The sequence below is a fragment of the Streptomyces sp. NPDC102437 genome (assembly GCF_044765565.1).
Classification (GTDB): domain Bacteria; phylum Actinomycetota; class Actinomycetes; order Streptomycetales; family Streptomycetaceae; genus Streptomyces.
This window is the reverse complement of record NZ_JBIWKI010000010.1, coordinates 39238-63589: the sequence shown is the minus strand read 5'-3', so window position 1 is coordinate 63589 and position 24352 is coordinate 39238. Positions and strand designations below refer to the sequence as shown.

Annotated in this window: 21 protein-coding genes; 5 read left to right on the top strand and 16 right to left on the bottom strand. The window is 71.5% G+C overall.

Going from position 1 to position 24352, the window contains the following annotated elements:
* The first annotated feature begins 25 nt into the window (after positions 1–25).
* Entirely contained in the window at positions 26–874 is an 849-nt protein-coding gene (locus ACIRJP_RS14935; protein WP_404172989.1) for a tetratricopeptide repeat protein, read from the top strand.
* Between the two features lie 78 nt (positions 875–952).
* Here ACIRJP_RS14935 and ACIRJP_RS14930 read toward each other — a convergent pair whose 3' ends face one another.
* Both ACIRJP_RS14930 and ACIRJP_RS14925 read right to left on the bottom strand, forming a co-directional pair.
* Positions 953–2950, bottom strand: a complete 1998-nt coding sequence (locus ACIRJP_RS14930; RefSeq protein WP_404172986.1) for a GTP-binding protein — start codon at positions 2948–2950, stop codon at positions 953–955.
* Between the two features lie 420 nt (positions 2951–3370).
* Positions 3371–4474 carry a hypothetical protein gene (locus ACIRJP_RS14925; RefSeq protein WP_404172984.1) on the bottom strand — a complete coding sequence of 368 codons (1104 nt, stop codon included), beginning with the start codon at positions 4472–4474 and terminating at the stop codon, positions 3371–3373.
* A gap of 300 nt (positions 4475–4774) precedes the next feature.
* Between ACIRJP_RS14925 and ACIRJP_RS14920 the strand changes: the two genes are divergently transcribed.
* Both ACIRJP_RS14920 and ACIRJP_RS14915 read left to right on the top strand, forming a co-directional pair.
* Positions 4775–5503 carry a class F sortase gene (locus tag ACIRJP_RS14920; protein ID WP_404172982.1) on the top strand — a complete coding sequence of 243 codons (729 nt, stop codon included), beginning with the start codon at positions 4775–4777 and terminating at the stop codon, positions 5501–5503.
* Between the two features lie 157 nt (positions 5504–5660).
* On the top strand, positions 5661–7136 hold the full coding sequence (locus ACIRJP_RS14915; protein ID WP_404172979.1) for a VCBS repeat-containing protein: 1476 nt from the start codon (positions 5661–5663) through the stop codon (positions 7134–7136).
* A 205-nt stretch (positions 7137–7341) separates the two neighbouring features.
* On the opposite strand, the gene ACIRJP_RS14910 is transcribed toward ACIRJP_RS14915, so the two are convergent.
* On the bottom strand, positions 7342–8100 hold the full coding sequence (locus ACIRJP_RS14910; RefSeq protein ID WP_404172976.1) for a DeoR/GlpR family DNA-binding transcription regulator: 759 nt from the start codon (positions 8098–8100) through the stop codon (positions 7342–7344).
* A 49-nt stretch (positions 8101–8149) separates the two neighbouring features.
* On the opposite strand from ACIRJP_RS14910, the gene ACIRJP_RS14905 reads away from it, so the two are divergent.
* Entirely contained in the window at positions 8150–8848 is a 699-nt protein-coding gene (locus ACIRJP_RS14905) for an NUDIX domain-containing protein (RefSeq protein ID WP_404172973.1), read from the top strand.
* 385 nt (positions 8849–9233) lie between these two features.
* Here the strand turns inward: ACIRJP_RS14905 and ACIRJP_RS14900 are convergent, their stop codons facing one another.
* From ACIRJP_RS14900 to ACIRJP_RS14865, 8 genes are all read right to left on the bottom strand, one after another.
* Positions 9234–9845 (bottom strand): response regulator, encoded by a 612-nt coding sequence (locus tag ACIRJP_RS14900; RefSeq protein WP_404172970.1) that lies wholly within the window; start codon positions 9843–9845, stop codon positions 9234–9236.
* Positions 9842–11026, bottom strand: coding sequence for a sensor histidine kinase (locus tag ACIRJP_RS14895; protein WP_404172967.1), 1185 nt, complete (start codon positions 11024–11026; stop codon positions 9842–9844). Before ACIRJP_RS14895 ends, ACIRJP_RS14900 begins: the two co-directional genes overlap by 4 nt.
* Entirely contained in the window at positions 11023–11763 is a 741-nt protein-coding gene (locus ACIRJP_RS14890; protein WP_404172964.1) for an ABC transporter permease, read from the bottom strand. The genes ACIRJP_RS14895 and ACIRJP_RS14890 overlap by 4 nt, the downstream gene beginning before the upstream one ends.
* Positions 11760–12695 carry an ABC transporter ATP-binding protein gene (locus ACIRJP_RS14885; protein WP_404172961.1) on the bottom strand — a complete coding sequence of 312 codons (936 nt, stop codon included), beginning with the start codon at positions 12693–12695 and terminating at the stop codon, positions 11760–11762. The genes ACIRJP_RS14890 and ACIRJP_RS14885 overlap by 4 nt, the downstream gene beginning before the upstream one ends.
* Positions 12696–12875: 180 nt before the next feature.
* Positions 12876–14948 carry a hypothetical protein gene (locus ACIRJP_RS14880; protein ID WP_404172958.1) on the bottom strand — a complete coding sequence of 691 codons (2073 nt, stop codon included), beginning with the start codon at positions 14946–14948 and terminating at the stop codon, positions 12876–12878.
* Positions 14949–15123: 175 nt separating this feature from the next.
* On the bottom strand, positions 15124–15570 hold the full coding sequence (locus ACIRJP_RS14875; protein ID WP_404172955.1) for a DUF6113 family protein: 447 nt from the start codon (positions 15568–15570) through the stop codon (positions 15124–15126).
* On the bottom strand, positions 15567–16466 hold the full coding sequence (gene mshB, locus ACIRJP_RS14870; RefSeq protein WP_404172952.1) for an N-acetyl-1-D-myo-inositol-2-amino-2-deoxy-alpha-D-glucopyranoside deacetylase: 900 nt from the start codon (positions 16464–16466) through the stop codon (positions 15567–15569). The genes ACIRJP_RS14875 and mshB overlap by 4 nt, the downstream gene beginning before the upstream one ends.
* Positions 16467–16565: 99 nt before the next feature.
* Entirely contained in the window at positions 16566–16760 is a 195-nt protein-coding gene (locus ACIRJP_RS14865) for a hypothetical protein (RefSeq protein WP_093896879.1), read from the bottom strand.
* 165 nt (positions 16761–16925) lie between these two features.
* On the opposite strand from ACIRJP_RS14865, the gene ACIRJP_RS14860 reads away from it, so the two are divergent.
* On the top strand, positions 16926–19058 hold the full coding sequence (locus ACIRJP_RS14860; RefSeq protein WP_404172949.1) for a prolyl oligopeptidase family serine peptidase: 2133 nt from the start codon (positions 16926–16928) through the stop codon (positions 19056–19058).
* Positions 19059–19074: 16 nt separating this feature from the next.
* Here the strand turns inward: ACIRJP_RS14860 and ACIRJP_RS14855 are convergent, their stop codons facing one another.
* The 5 genes from ACIRJP_RS14855 to ACIRJP_RS14835 all read right to left on the bottom strand — a co-directional run bounded on the left by ACIRJP_RS14855 (position 19075) and on the right by ACIRJP_RS14835 (position 24339).
* Positions 19075–20028 (bottom strand): hypothetical protein, encoded by a 954-nt coding sequence (locus tag ACIRJP_RS14855; protein ID WP_404172947.1) that lies wholly within the window; start codon positions 20026–20028, stop codon positions 19075–19077.
* Positions 20029–20271: 243 nt separating this feature from the next.
* Positions 20272–21468: an ABC transporter ATP-binding protein gene (locus tag ACIRJP_RS14850; protein ID WP_404172944.1), complete on the bottom strand. Its 1197-nt coding sequence runs from the start codon at positions 21466–21468 to the stop codon at positions 20272–20274.
* Positions 21458–22435: an ABC transporter ATP-binding protein gene (locus tag ACIRJP_RS14845; protein WP_356088621.1), complete on the bottom strand. Its 978-nt coding sequence runs from the start codon at positions 22433–22435 to the stop codon at positions 21458–21460. The genes ACIRJP_RS14850 and ACIRJP_RS14845 overlap by 11 nt, the downstream gene beginning before the upstream one ends.
* A 13-nt stretch (positions 22436–22448) precedes the next feature.
* Positions 22449–23423 carry an ABC transporter permease gene (locus tag ACIRJP_RS14840; protein ID WP_404172941.1) on the bottom strand — a complete coding sequence of 325 codons (975 nt, stop codon included), beginning with the start codon at positions 23421–23423 and terminating at the stop codon, positions 22449–22451.
* On the bottom strand, positions 23416–24339 hold the full coding sequence (locus ACIRJP_RS14835; protein WP_356088619.1) for an ABC transporter permease: 924 nt from the start codon (positions 24337–24339) through the stop codon (positions 23416–23418). Before ACIRJP_RS14835 ends, ACIRJP_RS14840 begins: the two co-directional genes overlap by 8 nt.
* Positions 24340–24352 lie beyond the last annotated feature (13 nt).

Genomic DNA, 24352 nt, shown 5'->3' with positions numbered 1-24352 from the left:
GGCGTGACGGAGGCGGACGGACCCGATGAACTCTGAACCCGCCGGGCGCCCGGACCTGGACGAGCTGCGCCGCCGGTTCGCCGAGGAGGCGCGCGCCGAACGGCCGGACCTGGCGCTGCTCTGCCTGCTGCTGGGCGCGGTGGCCGATCCGGCGCTGGACGCGAACGGGATCGACGCGGCGCAGATCGAGCTGGACGAGCTGGCGGGCCGGCTTCCGTACGGGGTGCGGGGCGGCCGGGCGTGGGCCTCGGCGCTGGCCGAGCTGCTCGGGGAAAGGTACGGCTTCGCGGGCTCGTCGGCGGACTACCAGCGGTTGGAGTCGTCGCTGCTGCACGAGGTGCTGCGCAGGCGTCGCGGGCTGCCGATCCTGCTGTCGGTGGTCTGGATCGAGGTCGCACGGCGGGCGGGCGCCCCGGTGTACGGGGTGGCGCTGCCCGGTCATTTCGTCGTCGGGTTCGGCGATCCGGCCGAGCGGGTGCTGGCCGATCCGTTCGACGGCGGCCGTCCGATGACCGGGCAGGACGCGGAGCTGCTGGTGGCCGGGGCCACCGGGGAGCCGCTGGAGGAGTCGATGCTGGTGCCCGCCCGGCCGCTGGAGATCGTGCTGCGGATCCTGAACAACATCAGGGCCTGGGCGGCGGCCCGTCCGGAGCGCACGGACGTGGCGCTGTGGGCGGTGGACCTGTCGCTGCTGCTCCCCTCGCACCCCGCCAGGCTGCGGTACGAGCGCGCCCAGCTGCTCGTACAGAGCGGGCAGTTCCTGCGCGGTGCGGCGGAGATGGAGGAGTACGCGGACGTGGTCGCCGAGGTGGAGCCCGCGGCCGCGGAGGCGATCCGCCGCCGGGCGCGGGCCGCCCGGTCGCTGCTGAACTGAGGGCGGTCCGCAGGGCGACGGGGCGGCGTGGGACCGCCGCTTGCCCCGTCGCCCCTGTAGCCCTGCGGACCGGCCCCCTCAGCCGACCCTGCGTGCCGTGCGCAGCAGGTACTCCTTGCGGTTGAGCGGGTCTCGGTCGGTGCGCGGCCGGTCCGGGGCCGTGCCGGCGACCGCCCGGTAGGAGGCGAACTCGGACTCCAGGACCCCTTCGCCACGCGTCAGGGCCGGCAGCTGCTGCTGGAGTTCATGGACGCGGGCCGCCGGGATCTCGCCCTCCAGCACACAGAGGGAACCGTGCACGGCCGGTGTCCCGGGGACGGCGCGCAGCTGGGCGAGTACGGGCAGGACCGGGCCGAGCAGCTCCGCCGGGAGTTCCAGACGGAACCGGTGGATCGGCTCGTGCACGGTGGTGCCGGCCTCCATCAGAGCGCTCATCAGGACCAGCGGGGTCAGATTCCGGAAGTCCCCCGCGGTGCTCGACATGCTCTTGTCGAAAACGGCATGGGAATGGCTCTGGCGGGGCCAGTAACCGGAATGCGTCATGGTCACGACGCAGTCGGTGACCTGCCAGCCGTGAATGCCCTGCCGCAGGGTCTCCCCCACCGTCTCCTCCACCGCCCTCATCAGGGAGAAGGGCATCGATCCGAGCTCCACCTCCAGCCGGTAGGCGATACCGCTGCCGACCGGGGCGGGGTCGACCCTCAGACCGACGGTCGCCAGAAACGGATTCCCGCCCTGATCGATGATCTCGTACGCTGCTCCGCTGCCCTTCGGCCGCTCCAGGCAGATCGTCGTGGTCTCGCGGAAGGTGACGCCGATTCCGTATTCGTCGGCCAGCGTCGCCTGGACGACCTCCTTCTGCACTTCGCCGTAGAGCGAGACGGACACCTCTTCACGGATGTCGTCCTGCCGCAGATCGATCAGCGGGTCCTGTTCGGCGAGCTGCGCGAGCGCGAAGAGCAGTTCACCCCGGCTCGCCGGAGGGATGGGGACCACCACCGATTCCAGCGTCGGCGGGGCGAACCACCGGCCCGGCGGGGCCGCGTCCGGTTCGCCGACCGGATCACCGATCCGGATGCCGTCGAGCCCCTGGAACTTCGCGATCCGGCCCGCCGGGACCGCCGCCCCTCGGACGGCCGAGCCCTGGTCGAAGACGCTGATCCCGGTCACCCTGCCCTCGGCGCGCCCGTCGCCCCGTCCGAACGGCAGCCGGTCGCGGATCCGCACCGTGCCGGAGAACATCCGGACGTACGCCGTCTTCTCGCCGCCCGGTCCGCGCTCCACCTTGAAGACGGTGCCCGAGACCGGCCCGTCGGCATCACCCCGGCTCGCCGGGAGCAGCTCTGTGACCCCGTGGATCAGTGCGTCCACCCCGGTCCCGGTGATCGCCGAGCCGAAGTACACCGGATACACCGCCGCCCGCCCGGTCTGCGTCGACAGCTCCTCGCGGAGCCTGTCGTACGGGAGCGCCGCGGCGTTCTCGACGTATGCGGCCAGAAGCGCGTCGTCGTGGTCGGCGAGCAGCTCGGTCAGCCGGTCGGTGAAGCCGACGTCTGCGTGGGCGTACGGCGTGCACCGGGCGTCGCGGCCGCCGGGAGCGTCGACCGACCCCATGGCGACGACGGCCGGGGCGAGTTTCTCGGAGATGTCCCGCAGGACGGAGTCGCACCGCGCACCGCCGCGGTCGACCTTGTTCACGAAGATGAGCGTGGGAATGCGCAGGCGTCGCAGCGTCCGCATCAGTACGCGGGTCTGCGCCTGTACGCCCTCCACCGCGGAGACGACCAGCACCGCGCCGTCGAGCACGCTCAGTACCCGTTCCACCTCGGCGATGAAATCCGGGTGCCCGGGGGTGTCGATCAGATTGACCGTGGTGCCGTCGATGGCGAACGAGACGACGGCGGACTTGATCGTGATGCCGCGTTGCCGTTCGAGCGCCAGAGAATCGGTTCGGGTGCTGCCCTTGTCGACGCTGCCGATCTCGTCGATGACGCCGGCGGTGTGGAGCAGCCGCTCGGTCAGGCTCGTCTTACCCGCGTCGACATGCGCCAGGATTCCCAGATTCAGCGTGTGCACGAAACTCCATGTCCTCAAGATCGGTGACAATTCCCGCCTGAATGAACATGTGAGTTCCTCGCATGACCCGCTCCTTCGTCGATCGAATTCCGTGGGTGAGTACAGCAGGGGATCCGGACCCCGGACAACCGATTTACCACTCGAAGGCAAGCAGGTCGACGTGACGGCGCGTCGCCGGATTCGGGTCCGTCGCCGACGCGGACCCAATAGCGCACGCACGGCAACCCAGCAGGCCGCAAAGGCCGCGCCGTCCGGACCGGCACACCGCTCGTGTCCTTTTTCAACTCACCTGCTCACAGGCGCTGTTGACGTCAATTCGAGGAAGCTCAAGGGGCGGGCGGCGGACGGCTCCAGGTCGGCAAACGAGTGGAACCCCGTCGCCCAAACCTCACGCGCTACCGCGTGCAGTCCAACGGGTGATTATCGGCCAAACGCCACCCGAAGAGCCCACGGCGTAGCCCCAATGCGGCGTTTTGCATTGGCGCGAATTCGCATTCCGGCTGACGGTGGATCACGTCGCCACTGCGCCACAATGAGTCGACACCCAGTCACTCTTCGCAGTTGCGCCGGAAGGAATGTGTTCAGATGCGCTCTGCCCGCACACTGTTCGCTACGGCCGCTGTCACAGCGGTCCTCGCCATCACCGGCCCGTCCGCCTACGCCATGGTCGCGTCGGGCGACTCGGGCCACGACAACGGTTCCTCGTCCTCGCGCGGCGAAGACCACGGAAAGTCCGACCGCGGTGAGGGCCGCGGCGGCGACGAGGGAGGCCGCGGTGGAGACCGCGGCGGCGACGAGGGTGGCCGCGGCGGAGACCGCGGCGGCCGCGGCGGCGACGAGGGTGGCCGCGGCGGCGACGAAGGTGGCCGCGGCGGCGGCTACGGCGGCCGTGGCGGCGATGGCCCCCGTGGCGGCGTCCACGCCGGCGGCGGCTTCATGGCCTCCGTGATCGCCAGTGACGACGAAGGCGGTCGCGGCGGCCGTGGCGGCGACGAAGGCGGTCGCGGCGGCGACGAAGGCGGTCGCGGCGGAGACGAGGGTGGTCGCGGCGGCGACGAAGGCGGTCGCGGCGGAGACGAGGGTGGTCGCGGCGGCGACGAAGGCGGCCGTGGCGGAGACCGCGGCGGCCGCGGCGGCGACGAAGGCGGCCGTGGCGGAGACCGCGGCGGCCGCGGCGGCGACGAAGGCGGTCGCGGCGGCGGCCGTGGCGGCGATGGCCCCCGTGGCGGCGTCCACGCCGGCGGCGGCTTCATGGCCTCCGTGATCGCCAGTGACGACGAAGGCGGTCGCGGCGGCCGTGGCGGCGACGAGGGTGGCCGTGGCGGCGACGAAGGCGGTCGCGGCGGCCGTGGCGGCGACGAAGGCGGTCGCGGCGGCGACGAAGGCGGTCGCGGCGGCGACGAGGGCGGTCGCGGCGGTCGCGGCGGCGACGAGGGCGGCCGCGGCGGCGGCTACGGCGGCCGTGGCGGCGACGAGGGCGGCTACAGCGGTCGCGGCGGCGACCGGCCCCGTGGCGGCGTCCACGCCGGCGGCGGCGGCATGGCGATGACCGGTGGCGGCCTGGCCGCCGGCTCGGCGCTGCTGCTCGGCGGTGTCGGCGTCGGTGCGTACAAGCTGCGCCGTCGCCAGTCGACCGGTGGCGCGATGGCCTGACCGGGCCAACCCTCCAGCCAGCAGTTCGGTTGTCGCGGTCGTTGCCCTTCGGGGCGGCGGCCGCGGCGACTGCTTTTACCCCCCGATAAGCCCCGGATAAGCCCGGCTCCTCCCCTCCCCCTCCCGTCCCCGCTCTCCTCCTCGACACCGCACGACCGAAAGGCACGTCCCATGGCCGCCCCGCAGTCGACCGGCTCCACCCCCACCCGGACTGCCCCCCGAACCACACTGGGCCGCGCCCTGATGTGGCCCGCCGTGACAGCCGGGCTCGGCATGGTCCTCATCTACAACTCCTTCGGCACCTCGGTCGACGACAAGCCGCCGGCCCCGCCCGCAGCGGTCGCGCCCGCCGTTCCCGAAGTCCCCGAGGTCCTCGGCTCCCATGCCGCGCCCGACCCCGTCACCTCGTCCAAGGCCACCGTCGGCCCGGCGATGTCGGCTTCCGTCCCGAAGCGGCTGCGGATCGCGACCATCGGCGTCGACGCGCCGTTCACCGACCTGTCCCTCGGCCCCACCGGCCAGCTGAACGCGCCGCCTCCCAACGACAACAACCTGGTCGGCTGGTACAAGGACGGCGTCGCCCCCGGCGAGCGCGGCGCCGCGATCGTGGCGGGCCACGTCGACACGATGACCGGTCCGGCCGTCTTCCTCCAGCTGCGGTACCTCAAGCCCGGCGCCAAGGTCGACATCACCCGCGCCGACGGCTCGGTGGCCACCTTCAAGGTCGACTCCGTCGAGCAGTTCAGCAAGGCACAGTTCCCGGACGACCGGGTCTACGCCGACACCGACACCGCCCAGCTCCGCCTGATCACCTGTGGCGGCACGTACAACAAGACCGCGAAGGACTACGAGGACAACGTGGTGGCCTTCGCCCACCTGGACACCTTCGAGAAGGGCTGATCACCGGCGCTCGTCGACGGTGCGGCACAACCGTCCGCCGGGCCGCGAGGTCGTACGGGGCAGTACGGAACCTGATTCCGTAGTGCCCCGACTCGCTTACCGAACACCGGAGTTGATCGACGTGCCCGTCCTTTCCCAACGCCGTCGGCTGGCGATCGTGACCGGGATCGTCCTGGTCGCCGGAGCCGTGGCCGCTCCCGTCGGCCACGCCGCCGCACGGTCGTCCGCCCCGGCGGCACAGCCGCCCGCCCAGGCGGCGAGCGCGCCGAGCAGCAAGCGGCTGCGTGACGACTTCAACGGCGACGGCTACCCGGACGTGGCCGTGGGCGCCCCCATGGCCACCGTCGGCGGCTCGGAGGGCGCGGGCGCCGTGAGCGTCCTCTTCGGCGGCCCCGGCGGCCTGTCCTCCGCCCGCAAGCAGGTGCTGACCTGGCCGAACCGCTCGGGCATCAACAACCCGGGGGACGCGCGCTACGGCACGAACCTGCGCAGCGCAGACCTGGACAACGATGGTTACGCAGATCTCGTCGGCCGCCTCTGGGGAACGACGACGGACGGCGACAAGGGCACTGTGCTTGCCGTCAACTGGGGTGGCGCGTCCGGCCTTTCGAAGAACGTCACGATCCTGAAGCCCGTCCCCGGCGACCAGCAGGACGCCACCGGCGACCTCGATGTGGGCGACGTGGACGGCGACGGCGTCCCCGACATCGCGGTGGGCGACGTACGGCGCGGCGGCCACGTCCTGCACGGCCCGGTCAGCCGCACCGGCCAGTGGAGCGGGATCAACTCCTTCACGGTCGACGGCACGGACGCCCTCGACACCTCGGAGATCGCGGTGGGTGACGTGACCGGCGACGGCTTGGGCGACCTGGTGATCCTCGGCTTCGGTCCGGGCGACCCGTGGCAGCAGCACACGTACCTGCTGAAGGGCGGCCGCACCGGTTTCGCCGCCCCGGTCGAGATCAAGGACGCGGACGGTGCGGGCGTCGGCGGCACCGCCGTGGGCATCGCCGACCTGGACAAGGACGGTCACGGGGACATCGCCATCGGGCGCGGCAGCGAGTGGGCGAACGAGGACACCCCCGTGAAGAAGGGCGGCGCGCTCTTCATCTCGTACGGCGGCCCGACGGGGCAGAGCACCGGCCGCAAGCCCGTCTGGATCAACCAGGACACCGAAGGCGTCCCGGGCACGGCCGAGTACCACGACCAAATGGGCTACAGCCTGGCGCTGGGCGACACGAACGGCGACGGCTACCCGGACGTGGCCGTGGGCCTGCCGAACGAGAAGATCAACGGCATCGCCGACGCCGGCCGGGTCCTCGTGCTCAAGGGCGGCCCGAACGGCGTGAGCGGTGCGGGCTCCAAGGAGTTCGGCCAGTACACGGCAGGGGTTCCGGGGGTGGCCGAGGCGGGCGACCAGTTCGGCGCGGCCCTCTCCCTGGGCGCCTACGACGGCAAGGGCCGCACGGAGATGGTGGTCGGCGCCCCGACGGAGAACAGCGGCAGGGGCGCGCTGTGGATCTTCGGTACGGATGCCTCCGGCATCATCGCGAAGGGCTCCGTCTCGTTCGGCGCCGCCACGATCGGCGCCCCGACCGGCCCGTCCCGCTTCAGCGAGACGCTGACGCACTGACGGACTGACGGACTGCGCGGAAGAGTGCGGGGGCGGCAGGCCCCCGCACACCGGCGCACCGGTCGGATCACCGGCATCCTGGGCAGCCTTCCCCTGCTCGTCAGGACCGAGCCGGACTGGATCGACCGCACGAAGCCCAGCCACGCCTCGATCGACGCCCGGTCCTGCCGCAACGAGCCGAGTCCCCGATCCGCCTCCCGCGCTCTCAGCCGGCTGCCAGGACCTCCACGCCGCGCGCCGTGAGCTGCTCGACGACCGCGTGGCGGGGGCCTGCGTCGGTGATCAGTCCGCTGATCTCCTCCCAGGGCAGGACGCGAAACCGTGAGGCCGTGCCGATCTTCTCGGACGAGGCGAGGACGTAGGTGTCCGCGGCCCGCGCGGCCAGGGCGCGCTTCATCGCGGCCTCCTCGGCGTCACCGGTGGTCAGCCCCGCCTCCGGGTGGACGCCGGTGACGCCGAGCAGGCAGAGGTCGGCCGAGATGTTCTGGGCGGCCTCCACCGCGGCGGCACCGCAGGCGACCGCCGAGTGCTTGAAGACGCGGCCGCCGAGCAGGAAGACCTCGGCCCGCGGATGGCCGAGCAGTTCGACGGCGATCGTCGGGCTGTGGGTGATCACGGTGCAGGCCAGGACCGGCGGGAGCGCGCGGGCGACGGCGAGGGCCGTGGTGCCGCCGTCCAGGATCAGGGCACTGCCCGGCCGTACCAGCGCGGCGGCCGCCGCGGCGACCTTCCGCTTGCCGTCCGGGGTGACCGTCTTCCGGGCGGCATAGTCGGCCACGGCCGGGGAGACGGGCAGCGCTCCGCCGTAGACACGGTGGCAGAGTCCCTCGCCCGCGAGGTCGCGGAGGTCGCGCCGCACGCTGTCCTCCGAGATGCCCAGGTCCGCGGCGACGTCCTTGGCCACGACCTTGCCCTCACGGGCGAGCAGACTCAGCAGGTGGTCACGTCGCTCAGCAGCCAGCATGCACACTCTCTCCTGTTCTTGCATGTTTCTGCGTGTACTGTAGCGCGCCATGACCGACAAGCCGAACGCCCGACCCGGCATCGATGCCCCCGACCACCGCGGCCGCACCGGCCTCGACCGCGCCGGACGCGGCCTGGACCGCAACCCCGACGTCGTGGTCCGCGACGTGGAACTCACCTCCCGGGGCTGGCACGTACTGCGCCGCACCACCTTCGACTACCGGCGCCGCGACGGACGCTGGGACACCCAGCAGCGCGAGACGTACGATCGCGGCAACGGCGCGGTCGTCCTGCCGTACGACACCGGGCGCGGCCAGGTGCTCCTCACCCGACAGTTCCGCTACCCGGCCTACGTCAACGACCACCCGGACGGCATGCTCATCGAGGCCGCGGCCGGGCTGCTCGACGGCGACGACCCGCTCGCCGCGATCCGCCGCGAGAGCGCCGAGGAACTCGGCGTGACGCTCGGCCCGATCGCCCATGTCCTGGACGCCTACATGAGCCCCGGCTCGGTCACCGAGCGCCTGCACTTCTTCGCCGCCCCCTACACGCCGGCCGACCGCACCGGAACCGGCGGCGGCCTTGAGGAGGACGGCGAGGACATCGAAGTGCTCGAACTCGGTTTCACCGAGGCGCTGTCCATGATCCGTGACGGGCGCATCACCGACGGCAAGACCATCCTGCTCCTGCAATGGGCCGCCCTGGACGGCCCCTTCTCCCCGTTCTCCACTGCGGCGAGCACCGGCTGACCCCGCATCCATCCGCGACTGCATCCATGACTGCAGCGCTTTCCCGGCGCCGGTCCAGGGTCTGGGACTCCCTGTCGACGTCGAATCCGAATACCTGCCCAAGCACCTGCTCCAGCACAGTCCGCTCGGCACATTCCCTACCTGAGCCCGGACCGGCGAGCGAGAACTCCACGGGGCCGGGCCGCACATGCGGTCCGGCAGCCCTGCCCCCGGCGAAGAACGTGACACATCATGGGCCACTCGTCACGTTCAACCACAACGGGTACCTCTGCCGCAGCTCGTCTCCGGGTGGAGCGACCTGGTCGATGGCGCCGTGCCGAGCGGCCGTTCGCGACGGCCGTGCTCCGGGCGGATTCGACGAGCAGCGCCTGATGGCGGCGGCGCGCTAGAGCCAGCCCTTCTCGCGCGCGATGCGGACGGCCTCCGCGCGGTTGCGGGCCGCCATTTTCTGGATGGCCATGGAGAGGTAGTTGCGGACCGTCCCCTGCGAGAGGTGGAGGGCGGCGGCGATCTCCGCGTTGGTGGAGCCGTCGGCCGCCGTGCGCAGTACGTCGCGTTCGCGGTCGGTGAGGGGGCTCGCCCCGTCGGCGAGGGCCGCTGCCGCCAAGGTGGGGTCGATGACGCGTTCGCCGGCGAGCACCTTCCTTACCGCCTCGGCCAGTTGGGCGGCCGGGGCGTCCTTCACCAGGAAGGCGTCGGCGCCCGACTCCATCGCCCGGCGCAGATAGCCGGGGCGGCCGAAGGTGGTGACGACGACGACCTTCACGGCCGGGAGTTCGCGGTGCAGGGCGGCCGCCGCGTCGATGCCCGTCATGCCGGGCATCTCGATGTCCAGGAGCGCCACGTCGATGTCGTGTGCGTGGGCGGCGGCCAGCACCTCGTCCCCGCGGGCGACCTGGGCCACCACCTCGATGTCGGGTTCCAGGCCGAGAAGCGCCGCGAGGGCCTCGCGCACCATGGACTGGTCCTCGGCCAGGAGAAGTCTGATCACGCTCATTCCGTGGATCCTAGGCCGGAATCGAGCGGAACACTCAAGGTCAGGGTGAAGCCCTTGCCGGAACCGGAGACGGCGTCGCCGGCCGAGGTCCGCAGCGTGCCGTCGACCGTGGCGAGGCGTTCACCGATGCCGGTGAGGCCGTTGCCGGGCTTGCTGCCCGAGGGCCCGACTCCGTCGTCGCGGACGGTGAGTTCGAGGAGTCTGCCGTCCAGGGTCTGGCGCGGGACGAGGGTGACCGTGCAGCGGCGGGCCCCGCTGTGCCGTACGACGTTGGTGACGGCTTCCCGCAGCGCCCAGGCCAGCACCTCCTCCGGCTTCTCGGGGAGGTCGTCGGGGGCCTCGGCCGGGATGTCGGCGGTGATGCCCGCGGCGGCCAGGGCCGTGCGGGCGCCCGCGAGTTCGCCGGGGAGGGTCGGGCGGCGGTAGCCGGTGACCGCGCTGCGTACGTCCGCCAGGGCCTGGCGGCTGACCTGTTCGATGTCCGCGACCTGGGCGGCCGCCTGTTCCGGGTGGTCGGGGAGCATCCGGCCGGCGAGCTCGCTCTTGAGCGTGATCAGGGAGAGCGAGTGGCCGAGCAGGTCGTGCAGATCGCGGGCGAGCCTGAGCCGTTCCTCGTTGGCGGCGAGCTGGGCGACGGTGGCGCGGGCCTCGCGCAGCTCGATCGTCGTACGGATCAGCTGCCGTACCCCGGTCATCGAGAATCCGCCGAGCAGCGCGGGGAAGATCAGTGCGGTGATGATCTCGCGGGGGTGGTCGCCGCTCAGGCCGACGGTGACCAGGACCGCCGTGACCACGGGGATGAGCCAACGGGCCGTCCGCAGCGGCAGGGTGGCGCCGACGGAGACCGACACGTACACGAAGAGGACCAGCCACGAGGTGCCGAGCGTGAGGGTGAGGAGAAGGGCGAGGGCGCCGAGGAAGGCGATCGCGGTGTGTACGAGCCGGCGGTCCAGGGGTTTGGACGTGTGCCGGAAGAGCAGGAGCAGGTAGGCCCCGACGAAGGTCAGCAGGCCGAGCGAGCCGAGCGCCGTCGCCCAGGGCGTGTGGTCGCCCTCGGCGAGGTCCTTGACCGGGGCGCTCATGAACGCGAGCCAGATGCCGATCCACAGCAGTTTGATCCAGAACTGCTTGCGGTTGCTGGGCGGGCGCCCGATGCCCACGGACGTCTCGTCGTCGTTCACGCCTTCAGGGTGTCCTTCCGGTAGAGCCAGGCCGCGCCGCCCGCGAAGACCAGGAAGTAGGCGCAGAGGATGGCGACGTCCTCGGCGTGCGGCGATCCGCCCATCTCGATCGCCTGGCCGAGAGAAGCGTACGCGTGTGTGGGCAGCCACTCGGAGATGTTCTGGAGCCACTGCGGGAAGGTCGCACTGGGCATCCACAGGCCGCCGAGGATGGAGAGACCGAAGTAGATGATCATGGTGAGCGGGCGGACCGAGTCTCCGCTGGCGAGGTAGCCGATGGCGACGCCGAGCGCCGCGAAGACCAGCGAACCGGCCCAGATGACCCCGGCCAGCGCGAACCACTGCCAGGTCTCGACCCGTACGTGCTTGACCGCGGCGGCGACCAGGAAGACCACGACGATGCAGGGCAGGGTGACCGTCGCCGCGCTGGCGATCTTCGCCAGGATGTAGCCGCGGCTGGGCAGCGCGGTCAGCCGCAGCTGGCGGACCCAGCCCTTCTCGCGCTCCTTGGCGATGCGTTCGCTGTTGCCCATGAGGACGGCGGTCAGCGCCCCGAAGGAGGCCATCGAGACCATGAAGAAGGCCTGGAAGGTGAGCTCGGTGTGCGGGATCCGGTCGGTGGTGTTCTGGGTGCCCGAGATGAGGAGGTAGATCACCGAGGGGTAGATGACCGAGAAGAACATGAACTTCTTGTTCCGCAGGGTGCGGGTGACTTCGAGCCTGATCAGAGTATTCATGCGGTCCTGGCCTCCTCGGCCTCGGTGATGGCGACGAAGGCCTGCTCCAGGCCGAGTCCGGCGACTTCGAGTTCGCGCGGGTAGAGGCCGAGTCCGTACACGGCGTGGACGGTCGCGTCGGCGTCACGCGACTGGATCCGGACCCGGTTGCCCGTGATGTCGAGCGCGGCGAGGAACGGCAGGCCGCGCAGGGCCGCCTCGTCGACCGGGCCCTGAAGCTCGAAGGAGATCCGGCGGGCCCCGGCCTTCGCCTTGATCTCGGCGGCGGTCCCGTCGGCGAGGAGCCGGCCCTTGTGGAGGACGAGGACGCGGTCGGCGATCGCGTCGGCCTCTTCGAGGTAGTGGGTGGCGAACAGGACGGTACGGCCCTGCTCGGCCTGCTCGCGCATGGTGGCCCAGAAGGCCTGCCGGGCGGTGACGTCCATGCCGGTGGTCGGCTCGTCGAGGACGATCAGGTCGTTGGCGCCGGCGGTGGCGAGCGCGAAGCGGACACGCTGTTCCTGGCCGCCGGAGAGCTTGTTGACCATCCGGTCGGCGATCTGCGCGATGCCTGCGCGGGACAGCACCTCCGCCACCGGGAACGGCCTGGGGTGCAGGTCGCAGGCGAGGCCGACCAGTTCCTTGACCGTGACGTCCTCCATCAGGCCGCCGGTCTGGAGCATCGCGCCGACCCGGCCCGCGGCGATGGCGTTCTGCGGGGTCGTGTCGAACACCCGGACCGATCCGGAGTCGGCGGCGCGCAGTCCCAGCAGCAGATCCAGGGTGGAGGACTTCCCGGCACCGTTGGGTCCGAGAAGCGCCACGGTCTCGCCGGGGTGCAGGTCGAGGGTGAGCCCGTCGACGGCGCGCACCGCTCCGTACGCCTTGCTGACCTGATCGAAGCGGACCGCGGCGGTCTTCGCCCCGGTGGCCTCGGCGGTTGTCGTTGTCATGCGTCAAGCGTGGCCGAGGAGGGGGTGGCCGCGGCAGGGCCGCCGGTCGTGGAAACGGGATGACGGATGTCATGCCGTGGCCGTGACGCCGATGTCGTCGGGCGGGGCACCGCGGATACGGCGCCGCCCCCGGCCGGGGGTCCGGTCGGGGGCGGGCGTGCGGTGCTCCGGGCGCTGCGGTCAGCCGTTGCCGCCGAGGTCGATGACCACGGTCCGCTCGGCAGGGGTCTTGCCGAGCAGTGCGCTCTGCATGGCGTGTGCCACGTCGTCCGCGCTGAGCTGGTGCTTCTTGCCGTCACCCTTGGTGATCATGATGCCGTCGAAGACGCCGTCGCAGAGGGTGTCGATGGCCTTCTTGTCGTAGTGCGGGACGAGCTTGCCCTCGATCGGCACCATCGAGAGGATCTGCGGCAGCGACCTGGCCGGGCCGAACTGGATCTGCTTGGCGCCGGCCTTGATGGTGATCAGGCCGGACATCGCGGGCTTCGCGAACTCCTTCATCGCCCGGTCCAGTTCGGCCTGGGCGATGGTGGGTTCGCTGGTGGTGACGGGCAGTTGGACAACCTTCGTCCGGCCGGTCTGCACCTGGGCGCGGTACGCGTCGCGCACCGAGGTCATCGACTGGTTGACGTCCAGCGTCTTGCCCGACTTCCCGGGTACGGCGACGGCCTTGCCCGGCTCGAACTTGATCGTGCCGTCGTTGGCCGAGCCCGAGACGCCCGCCAGGTCCGTCAGCGCGACGCCGAGCTTCTCCTTGTCGACCGGGATCACGGGGTCGACGGCGCGCTTGCCGCCGAAGAGCGAGCCGATGACGGAGACCGGGTTGTAGTCGCTGCCCGCCGCCCCACGCACTGTCTTCTGGCTGTCCAGGGCGAGCCCGGCCTTGTCCGGCGCGAGCTCGGTCTTCCTGCCGTCCACCGAGAGCTGGAGCGGGGTCGCTGCACGCTTGCCGAGGGCGGCGTCCAGCTTGGTGACGCCCTCTTCCTTCGTGCCGCCGCCGATGTCGACGCCGAGGACGGTGGTGCCCTTGGGCACGTCGGAGTGGTTCATCAGCAGCCCGGCGCCGTACGCGACACCGAGCAGCAGGACGACACCGGCGCCGAGGAGGACCAGCTTGGAGCGACCCTGCTTCTTCGCGGGCGCGGACGCCGGTTCGGGGCGCGGGGCGGGAGCCGGCGACGCGGCGCCGGGTCCGGCCGGTCCGGTGCCCATCGGGTCGGCCTGGCCGCGGGGCGCCGCTTCGGGGCCGTCCGCACCGGGCGTGCCCGGGAACAGGGACGGCGCCCGGAACTCCGGCGGAACGACGGGGATGCCGCTGGTGAGCGTGTCACCGGAGACGTTGCCGCCGGGACCGGAGGCGGCCGGGGCGGGGGCCGCGAACTGCGGCGTCAGCACCGCGGTGTCGTCGGACATCCGCGGCGGGCCGTCGGGGCCGGAGCCCATCGGACCGGAGCCCATGGGGCCCTGGCCGCCCGGCCCGCCGAGGTTCGGTGTGAGGGACGAAGTGCCGGTGACCGGGCCCGTGGTGGGTCCCGCGGGGCCGGGGGTGCGCACGCCGAGGTTCGGCGTCGGACGCGAGCCGCCGGACGCGGGGCCACCGGTCCCGAAGTCGTCGGAGCGGGGAGCGCCCTGGTCGCCGCCGCGCTGCGGACCGTCCGAGAAGTACGGCAGATCGGCACGGGGCGGCGTGGGTGCGGCACCTCCGGCACCTCCGACGCCTTCGGCGCCACCGGCCGTACCGCCACCTTCCGTACCGCCGCCGGGCGCACCGCCACCGGCGACCGAGGTGTTCGTGGGGGCCTTGCGCGGGGCGAACCAGTCGCTGCCGCTCTTCTCCCTGGCCGGCTTCTCGGCAGCCGGTTCCGCGCTCGCGGAATCGGTCCGGGCCTCGGCAGCCGACGGGGCGTCGGACGCGCCCGGCACACCGTCCGCCGCGGGCGAACCGGGGCGCGGAATGCTGCCGGTGCGCTCGACGTCGGCGTTGTCGGTGTCACCCACGGGCGTACGCATGACGACGGGCGGGATGGGACGCGAGCCCGGAATGTTGATCCGGATACGCGTCGTCAGGGTCGTCTCGGTCCTCGGCTCCTCGGACTGGGACGGGTCCGCAGGCTCCGGGGCCCCCGCCGGGGCATCCTGCGAGGGGTGCAGCGACGGATACTGGCGGGATCCGTACGGCGGCGTCCCCGAGGGGTACGCGGCTCCCCCGCGCCCCTGGGGCCCGGAGGACGAACTGTCAGTTTCACGACTCAAAGCAGGTTCTCCCGATTGGCTCCGCCGCCCGTACTTCCCCCATGCCGCAGGCCAGGGGACGGCTCGGCGCGCGAACCACCATACTGGGCGCCGTCGGCGCACACCCCGCGACCGGGGGAAACAGCCGCGCGGACACCGGACGGACAAGGGGCATTACGGGATCGGACGTGGCACATTACTTGCCAGGTCGGCCACTGTCGGCGCCCTGTTGGGGCGACCGCGACATGGTGGCACAGATCACAGCGACAGCCATCCCGCCCAGCATGAAAAGAGTCAGGCCCAGTTCATCGCCGAAGACATAGTCGCCTTCCGGGCGTCCGCCCAGCAGAACGACGATCGAAATCAGCCATCCCGCGGCGGGCGCCAGGGCGCCGAGCTGGGTGCCGAAGAGGAGGCGTCCGCCGTGGAAGAGCCCGGCGGCGGCCAGCAGCGCGAGCAGCAATCCGGCGGGGAACCAGGCGGCTTGGACGAGTGCTCCGGCGAGCCCCACGAGCGCGCCCAGCACGGCGAGGCCCGCATAGGCGGCGATCCGCCCGGGATCGAGGGGCGCGGCCAGGCCGGTGGGCGCGCCGCCCCCGGCGGCGTTCGAGGGGCGCGGTGCGCGCTGCTTGCCGCCGCTCATCGCTCCGCTCCCGCCACGCCCGCGAACAGATCGTCCTCCCGGGCCCCCCGGGGGGCTCCGGAATCGCCGCGCACCAACTCGTAGTACTCGGCGGTGAAGAGGGGCTGGCCGAGGTCGTTGGAGAGGGCGAAGAAAGGGCCGTCCACGAGGATCTGGGTGGCGTGGGCCCGCATCGCGGCGCTCTTGGCGGCGGCGTGGGCCGTGCCGTCGATCCGCGCGGTGATCCTGGCGTCGTCGACCACGCCCGGCACGTCGTCGATGGCGGCGATGGAGGGGAAGGCGTCCGGCGCCGTCTCCCGGAGGCGGGCGAAGCCCTCCTCCGCGACCGTGCGGGGCACCCGGTTCCAGTAGATCTTGGCGATGGTGTGCGGAGCACCTGACCCGGTGCGGTGCCCGGGATCGGCGGCGAGCTCGGCTGCGCGCATCGCGACCCGGTGGGCCTGGATGTGGTCGGGGTGTCCGTAGCCGCCGTCGGGGTCGTAGGTGACCAGGACCTGCGGGCGCACCGAGCGGATCACCTCCACCAGGTGCCCGGCGGCGTCGTCCACGTCGGCGGCCCAGAAGGCGCCGGGGCGGTGGTTCTGCTCGGCGCCCATCATTCCGGAGTCGCGGAAGCGTCCGGGCCCGCCCAGGAGCCGGTGGTCGGTGACCCCCAGCTCCTTCATCGCCGCGTCGAGCTCGCCCCGGCGGTACGGGCCCAGGGTGTCGTCCCGATCGGCCGCGAGATGGGCGAGTGAGGGCGGGATGACCTCGCCCTCCTCGCCGAGCGTGCAGGTCACCAGGGTGACCTGGGCACCCTCGGCCGCGTACTTGGCCATGGTGGCGCCGTTGTTGATCGACTCGTCGTCGGGGTGCGCGTGCACCAGGAGGAGGCGCCGGGCGGGATGGTCCGTCATGGGGACCACCCTACGAGCCGGGCGCACCGATCAACGCCCGCACCGACCACCGCACCCCGCGCACCGACCACCGCGCACCGACCGCCGACGGGCCGGGCCTCAGAACTTGAGGCTTCCGATCATGCCCGCCACATTCGTGGTCAGGTTCGAGATGCTCGGCGCGATCGACGAGCTGGCGAGATAGAAACCGAGCAGTGCGCAGACCACCGCATGTCCGCCCTTCAGTCCGGATTTCCGGATCAGCAGGAAGACGACGATCGCCAGCAGCACCACCGCCGAAATCGAGAGTGCCACGGCGGTTCACCTCCATCAGTACGGTCGGGACGGGCAGCACACATGGAGCCAGCAGGTTCATACCCACCGAGCGCTACGGATCATAACTATCCGTCGTAACGCATTGATCGGGGCACAGCAGCACGAGGGGCGCACGACCGGGCGGTCGGGGACTAGGTTCGGTGCATGACTTCGCAGAAGATCTCTTTTCCCCGTCAGCACGCCAGGACGATGCGATTCACCCTCGGCGCCCCTCGGTCGTTCACCGTTTCACCCGACGGGGAGCGGGTGATCTTCCTGCGCTCGGGCTCCGGGACGGACCGTTCGGGCCAGTTGTGGGTCCTCGACCTGCCGAAGGACGGAGCCCCCCGGGAGCGCGTGGTCGCCGATCCCCAGGCCCTGCTGGGGGGTTCGGCGGAGCGGCTGTCGGCGCAGGAGCGGGCCAGGCGCGAGCGCAGCCGCGAGGGGTCGTCGGGGATCGTCGGCTACGCGGTCGACGCGGCGGCCGAGTTGGCCGCCTTCGCGCTCTCCGGGAAGGTGTACGTCGCCGAACTGCGGGCGGGTACGGCCCGCGCGCTGCCGGTGCCGGGCCCGGTGATCGACCCCCGGCCGTCACCGGACGGACGACACATCGCATATGTGTCCAAGGGTGCTCTGCGGGTCGTGGGTGCGGAGGGCGACGGCGACCGGGCGCTCGCCGAGCCGGACGGGGACGATGTCTCGTACGGTCTCGCGGAGTTCATCGCGGCCGAGGAGATGCAGCGCTCGCGCGGCTTCTGGTGGTCGCCGGATTCGGACCGGCTGCTGGTCGCCCGGGTCGACAACGCCCCCGTGCAGCGGTGGTGGATCGCGGACCCCGCGCACCCGGACCGCAGGCCCGCCGAGGTCGCCTACCCGGCGGCCGGGACGCCCAACGCCGACGTGCGGCTCTTCGTGATGGGCCTGGACGGGGCACGCACCGAAGTGGTCTGGGACCGGGCGCGCCACCCCTATCTGGCGCAGGTGCACTGGTCGTCACAGGGGGCGCCGCTGCTGCTGGTGCAGTCCCGCGACCAGCAGAGTCACCTCTTCCTCGCGGTGGACCCGGAGACCGGTTCGACGCGGACGGTGCATGCCGACGAGGATCCGGTTTGGCTGGAAATCTTCCCCGGGGTGCCGGCCTGGGCGCCGGACGGCCGGCTCGTGCGGATCGCGGACGAGGGCGGGGCGCGGGTGCTCGCGGTCGGCGACCGGCTGCTGACCGGGGCGCAGTTGCAGCTCCAGGCGGTGCTGGACATCGGCGAGTCGGACATCCTGGTCTCGGCCACGGCCGGTGAGGAGGCGGCCGAGCCGGAGCTCGGCGAGACCCATGTCTACCGGGTCAACGAACTGGGTGTGGAACGAGTGTCCGAAGGGGCCGGGATGCACTCGGCGGTCCGCGCGGGCGGGGTGACGGTGCTGGTCACCCACTCCCTGGACCGGTCCGGGGCCCTGGTTCAGGTGGTCCGGGACGGCAAGCGGATCGCGACCGTGACGAGCCATGCGCAGGAGCCGGTCCTCTCCGCCCGGGTCCACCTCACCGAGGGGGGCGCACGGCGAATTCCGTGCGCCGTGCTGCTCCCCGAGGGGTACAAGGAGTCGGACGGTCCGCTTCCGGTACTGATGGATCCGTACGGCGGACCGCACGGCCGCCGGGTGGTCGCCGCGCACAATCCGCATCTGACGTCGCAGTGGTTCGCCAACCAGGGCTTCGCGGTCGTCGTCGCGGACGGCCGGGGCACACCGGGGCGCTCGCCCGGCTGGGAGAAGGCGGTCAAGAACAACCTGGTGCTCTCCATGGACGACCAGGTCGAGGCCCTGCACGCCCTCGCGGACCGGTTCCCGCTGGACCTCGGCAAGGTCGCGATCCGCGGCTGGTCGTTCGGCGGATATCTGGCGGCCCTGGCCGTGACCCGCCGGCCCGACGTCTTCCACGCGGCGGTGGTCGGCGCCCCGGTGACCGACCAACGGCTCTACGACACCCACTACACCGAGCGCTATCTCGGCGATCCGGCGAAGCAGCCGGAGGTGTACGCGCACAACTCGGTGATCACCGACGAGGGGCTCTCGGAGGCTGCCGAGCAGGTGCGGCCGATGATGATCGTCCACGGCCTCGCGGACGACAACGTGGTGGTCGCGCACTCGCTCAGGTTCTCGTCGGCGCTGCTCTCGGCCGGGCGCCCGCACGAGGTGCTGCCGCTCAGCGGGGTGACGCACATGACCCCGCAGGAGCAGGTGGCGGAGAATCTGCTGCTGCTCCAGGTCGACTTCCTGAAGCGGTCGTTGGGGCTGCTGGGCTGAGCGGTCGCCCTCCCCGTCACCAGCCGGGCGGCGGCTGGGACGGGGGCGGCGGCCCGAAGACGCCGGGGCGCGGATAGCCGTACCCCTGTCCGTAGCCCTGGTCGGGCAGCGGCGGGGGTGCGGCCGGGCCCGGCCGGGCCAGCGCCAGCAGCACCACGACGCCGACGAACACCTCGAAGAACCCGGTCCCCACGGTGAGCTGGGCCTCGACCGGCAGATCGGCGAAGTGCTCCAGCAGCTCTTCGTGCACCGACCGGGCCACGCCCATCCCGCCGCCGCCCAGCAACAGCGCGGCGGCGATCAGGCCGAACGGACGCGCGTGCACGGCGCGCGGCAGCCCGCTCACCCCCGCGAACAGGCAGAGCAGCGCCAGGACGGCCGTGAACCAGCCGGGCGGCGGGTCGGTCAGTCCCTGGAAGATCTTGTCCCCGCCCAGGAACCAGTCGGGGTAGATGTACGGGATCCGCACCGCCTGACGGATCTCCCAGGCGATCGTGACCGCTCCCGCCGCGCCGAGGCAGAGGAAGGCGATCACCCCCGCTCCCTGCCCCGGCCGGGCCGGGGCGCCTTCGGAGAAGTCGTGCGGTGCCCGGCGGCCGGCCGCCGCGGTGATGATCAGCGCGATGCCCGCCGCCAGCGACGCGAAGGCGCAGAGCAGGGCGCGGGTGCGGAGGTCGTCGACGAACCGGCCGTCCATCCGGGGCTCGCCGATGTTCCAGAGTCCGGGCAGCCGTACCACGATCGTGATCACGCCCGCGGCGACCAGCGCGGCGGCGGCCACCGAGGACCGCAGGGACGCGACGGCCGCGGCGACGTACACCACGAACAGCACCACGTCGTACGGTGAAGTGGCCGGACTCAGCGTCATCTGCGCGTCGCGATAGCCGGCCCAGTAGTGCCACAACCGCTCGATGCCGTCGGCCGCCCTGACGTCCCGCAGGACCCAGCCCGCGACGATCAACGCGAGCACGGCGCAGAGAACGGCACCCGTGACCCTTGCCCCCCGAGTGAGTATCACCCGAGCGATACTTCACCGTCCCCGCCCGCCGGACAAGGGGTTCGTCGGCGTGGTGCGTCAACGGGCAACCGGCCGGGAGGACTTGATGGCCTCCCGGCCGGTACACGGCACCCGCACGGCCGTACCCGGACATGCTGGCCGGTCCGTAAATCGGACGTGAGACGCCCGGGTTGCCCACGGGTTGACACGCCCGCGTCAGCCGCCCCGGGCGGACCCGGACGGAGCCGCCCCGTTGTCCCCGTCCGAACCTTCCGCACCCTCCGGCGGACCGTCCTCCTGCGCCGTCTCCTCCGCCGTCTCCCCCGGCGTCTTCCCCGCCATCTCCCCCGGCGTCTCCAGCAGCCCCTCCGGCGGCACCACCTGCTTCTCCTCCGCGAAGTGGCAGGCCGAGTCGTGCCCGGCCGGCGTGTCCGCCAGCCGGAAGACGGCCGGGACCGCCAGCAGCGGCACCTCCAGTTCGCACCGCTCCTGCGCCTTCCAGCACCGGGTGCGGAAGCGGCAGCCGGAGGGTGGGTTGGCGGGCGAGGGGACGTCGCCGTGCAGGATGATCCGCTCCCGGTGCTCCCGGGCCGCCGGGTCCGGCACCGGGACGGCGGACAGCAATGCCTGGGTGTACGGATGGGTGGGGTGGTCGTAGATCTGCTCGTCGGAGCCGAGCTCGACGATCCGGCCCAGATACATCACCCCGACCCGGTCGGAGATGTGCCGGACGATCGACAGGTCGTGCGCGATGAAGACGTAGGCGAGCCCGAACTCCGCCTGGAGCCGGTCCAGCAGGTTGACGACCTGCGCCTGTACGGAGACGTCGAGGGCGGAGACGGGTTCGTCGGCGACGATGATCTCGGGGTTCAGCGCGAGACCGCGGGCGATGCCGATGCGCTGGCGCTGGCCGCCGGAGAACTGGTGCGGATAGCGGTTGATGTACTCCGGGTTGAGGCCGACGACGTCCAGCAGGTCCTGCACCTTGCGGCGCCGCTCCCCCTTCGGGGCCACCTCGGGGTGGATCTCGTACGGCTCGCCGATGATGTCGCCGACCGTCATGCGCGGGTTCAGCGAGGTGTACGGGTCCTGGAACACCATCTGGATGTTGCGGCGCACGGCCTTCAGGGCACGGCCGGACAGCTTGGTGATGTCCTCGCCCTTGTACTTGATCGCGCCGGCCGTCGGCTGTTCCAGATGGACCAGCATCTTCGCCACGGTCGACTTGCCGCAGCCGGACTCCCCCACGATGCCGAGCGTCTCGCCCGCGGCGAGGTCGAAGGAGACCCCGTCGACCGCCTTGACGGCGCCGATCTGCTTCTTGATCAGGATGCCCTGGGTCAGCGGGTAGTGCTTGACCAGATCGCGGACCTCCAGGATCGGTTCGCCGCCTTCGCGCGCTTCAGCGTGCATCGAGCGTCTCCTTCCAGAAGTAGCAGGCGCTCTCGCGGTGCTCGGCCACCTCGAACAGCGGCGGCACCTCGCCCCGGCAGATCTCCTGGGCCATCGGGCAGCGCGGGTTGAAGGCGCAGCCGGGCGGGATGTGCAGCAGGTTGGGCGGCAGGCCCTTGATCGCGTACAGCTCCCGGCCCTTCTGGTCCAGGCGCGGGATCGACCGGAGCAGGCCCTTGGTGTACGGGTGGGCGGGCGCCCGGTAGATCTCGTGGACCGGGGCGGACTCGACGATCCGGCCCGCGTACATGACGGCGATCTTGTCGGCGACGTCCGCGACCACGCCCAGGTCGTGGGTGATCAGGATCAGGCCCATGTTCAGCTCGCGCTGGAGCTCGGCGAGCAGGTCCATCACCTGGGCCTGGACGGTCACGTCGAGGGCGGTGGTGGGTTCGTCCGCGATGATCAGCGACGGTTCCAGCGCCATCGCCATGGCGATCATGATGCGTTGCCGCATGCCGCCGGAGAACTGGTGCGGGAAGTTCCCGACGCGTTCCTTCGCCGCCGGGATGCGGACCCGGTCCATCAGTTCGACGGCCTTCAGCTTCGCGTCCTTGTGGGACATCCCCCGGTGCACGACGAACATCTCGCCGAGCTGCTCCCCGACGCTGAGCACGGGGTTGAGGGAGGAGAGCGCGTCCTGGAAGATCATGGCCATCTCCTGGCCGCGGATCTTCCGGCGTTCGTCCTTCTTCATCTTCAGCAGGTCGCGGTCCTTGAAGAGGATCTCGCCGCCGCTGATCTTTCCCGGGGGCATGTCGAGGATGCCCATGATGGCCTGGGCGGTGACCGACTTGCCGGAACCGGACTCGCCGAGGACGGCCAGCGTCTCGCCCTCGGCCACCGAGTAGTCGACCCCGTTGACGGCCTTGGCCACTCCGTCGCGGGTGTGGAACTCCACGTGCAGATCGCGCACTTCGAGCAACATGGCAGCGGGCTCCTCAGCGCAGCTTGGGGTCGAGGGCGTCGCGCACCGCGTCGCCGAGCATGATGAAGGCGAGCACGGTGACCGCCAGGGCTCCGGCGGGCCAGAGCAGCATGTGCGGGGCGTTGCGGATGTACTGGGAGGCGGCGGAGATGTCGATGCCCCAGGAGACGGCCGGCGGTTTCAGGCCGACACCGAGGAACGAGAGGGTCGCCTCCAGCGAGATGTACGTACCGAGCGCGATGGTCGCGACGACGATGACCGGCGCGATGGCGTTCGGGGTGATGTGGCGCAGCATCATCCGCGAGTTGGAGGCGCCGAGCGCCCGTGCCGCCTGAACGTAGTCGTTCTGTTTGGCGGTGATCACGGAGCCGCGGGCGATGCGGGCGATCTGCGGCCAGCCCAGCAGCACGATGAAGCCGATCACCGGCCAGACGGTGGAGCTGGTGACCACGGAGAGGAAGACCAGGCCGCCGAGGACCACGGGGATGCCGAAGAAGACGTCGGTGAGGCGGGAGAGGATCGAGTCCCACCAGCCGCCGAAGAACCCGGCCAGGGCGCCGAGGACACCGCCGAGCAGGGTGACGCCGAGGGTGGCGCAGACGCCGACGGTCACCGAGTTCCTGGCCCCGTAGACGGTACGGGTGTACACGTCGCAGCCCTGTCCGTCGAAGCCGAAGGGGTGTCCGGGCTGGGAGCCCTGCTGGGCCTTGGCCAGATCGCAGTTGAGCGGGTCCTGGTCGGCGATCAGCGACGGCCAGATCGAGATGATCACCAGGAAGAGGATGATCAGGGCGGAGATGATGAAGACCGGATTGCGGCGCAGGTCCCGCCAGGCGTCGGACCACAGACTGCGCGGCTTCTCGGCCGGGCCGGTGCCCTCGGGGCCGCCGGGTGTCTTTTCGAGGGTCGTGCCCTCCTCCAGGGCGAGGTCCATCACGCCTCCCGCTCCAGCCGATGAGATCGACTCGTCCGGTGTCTGCTCAGGCATAGCGGATCCTCGGGTCGAGTACGGCGTACAGCAGGTCGACGATCAGGTTCGCCGCGAGGAAGACGAGGACGAGGATGGTGACGAAGCCGACGACGGTCTGGGAGTTCTGGCGCAGGATGCCCTGGTAGAGCTGGAAGCCGACGCCGTGGATGTTGAAGATCCGCTCCGTGACGATCGCCCCGCCCATCAGCGCGCCCACGTCGGTGCCGATGAAGGTGACGACCGGGATCAGTGAGTTGCGCAGCAGGTGCCGGATGACGACGCGGCGTCCGGGCAGGCCCTTGGCGACGGCGGTACGGACGTAGTCGGCGCGGGCGTTCTCCGCGATGGAGGTCCGGGTGAGCCGGGTGACGTACGCCAGGGAGACCGAGGCGAGGACGAGGCCGGGCACGAGCAGCTCGTTGAAGGGGGCCTCCGGCGAGACGGAGGGTTTGATGATGCCCCACTCGACTCCGAGGAGGAGCTGGAGCAGCAGGCCGGTGACGAAGGTCGGGATGGAGATGACGACCAGGGTCAGGATGAGCACGGTGGTGTCGACGGGGCGACCGCGGCGCAGGCCGGTGACGACGCCGAGGCTGATCCCGATGACGATCTCGAAGACGATCGCGACGACGGTGAGCCGGATCGTGATGGGGAAGGCGGTGGCCATCAGCTCGGTGACCTTCTGCCCGTTGAACGCGGTGCCGAAGTCGCCGGTGAAGACATTGCCCATGTAGGTGAGGTATTGCTGCCAGACGGGCTTGTCGAGGCCGAACTCCGCGCGGAGCTGGGCCTCGGTCGCGGGGTCGCACGCGCGGTCGCCGCAGAGACCCGCGATGGGGTCGCCCATCACGTTCACCATGAGGAAGATCAACAGCGTGGTGCCGAAGAAGACCGGGATCATCTGCAGCAGCCGCCGGATCACATAACGTCCCATGCAGGGCTCCGGG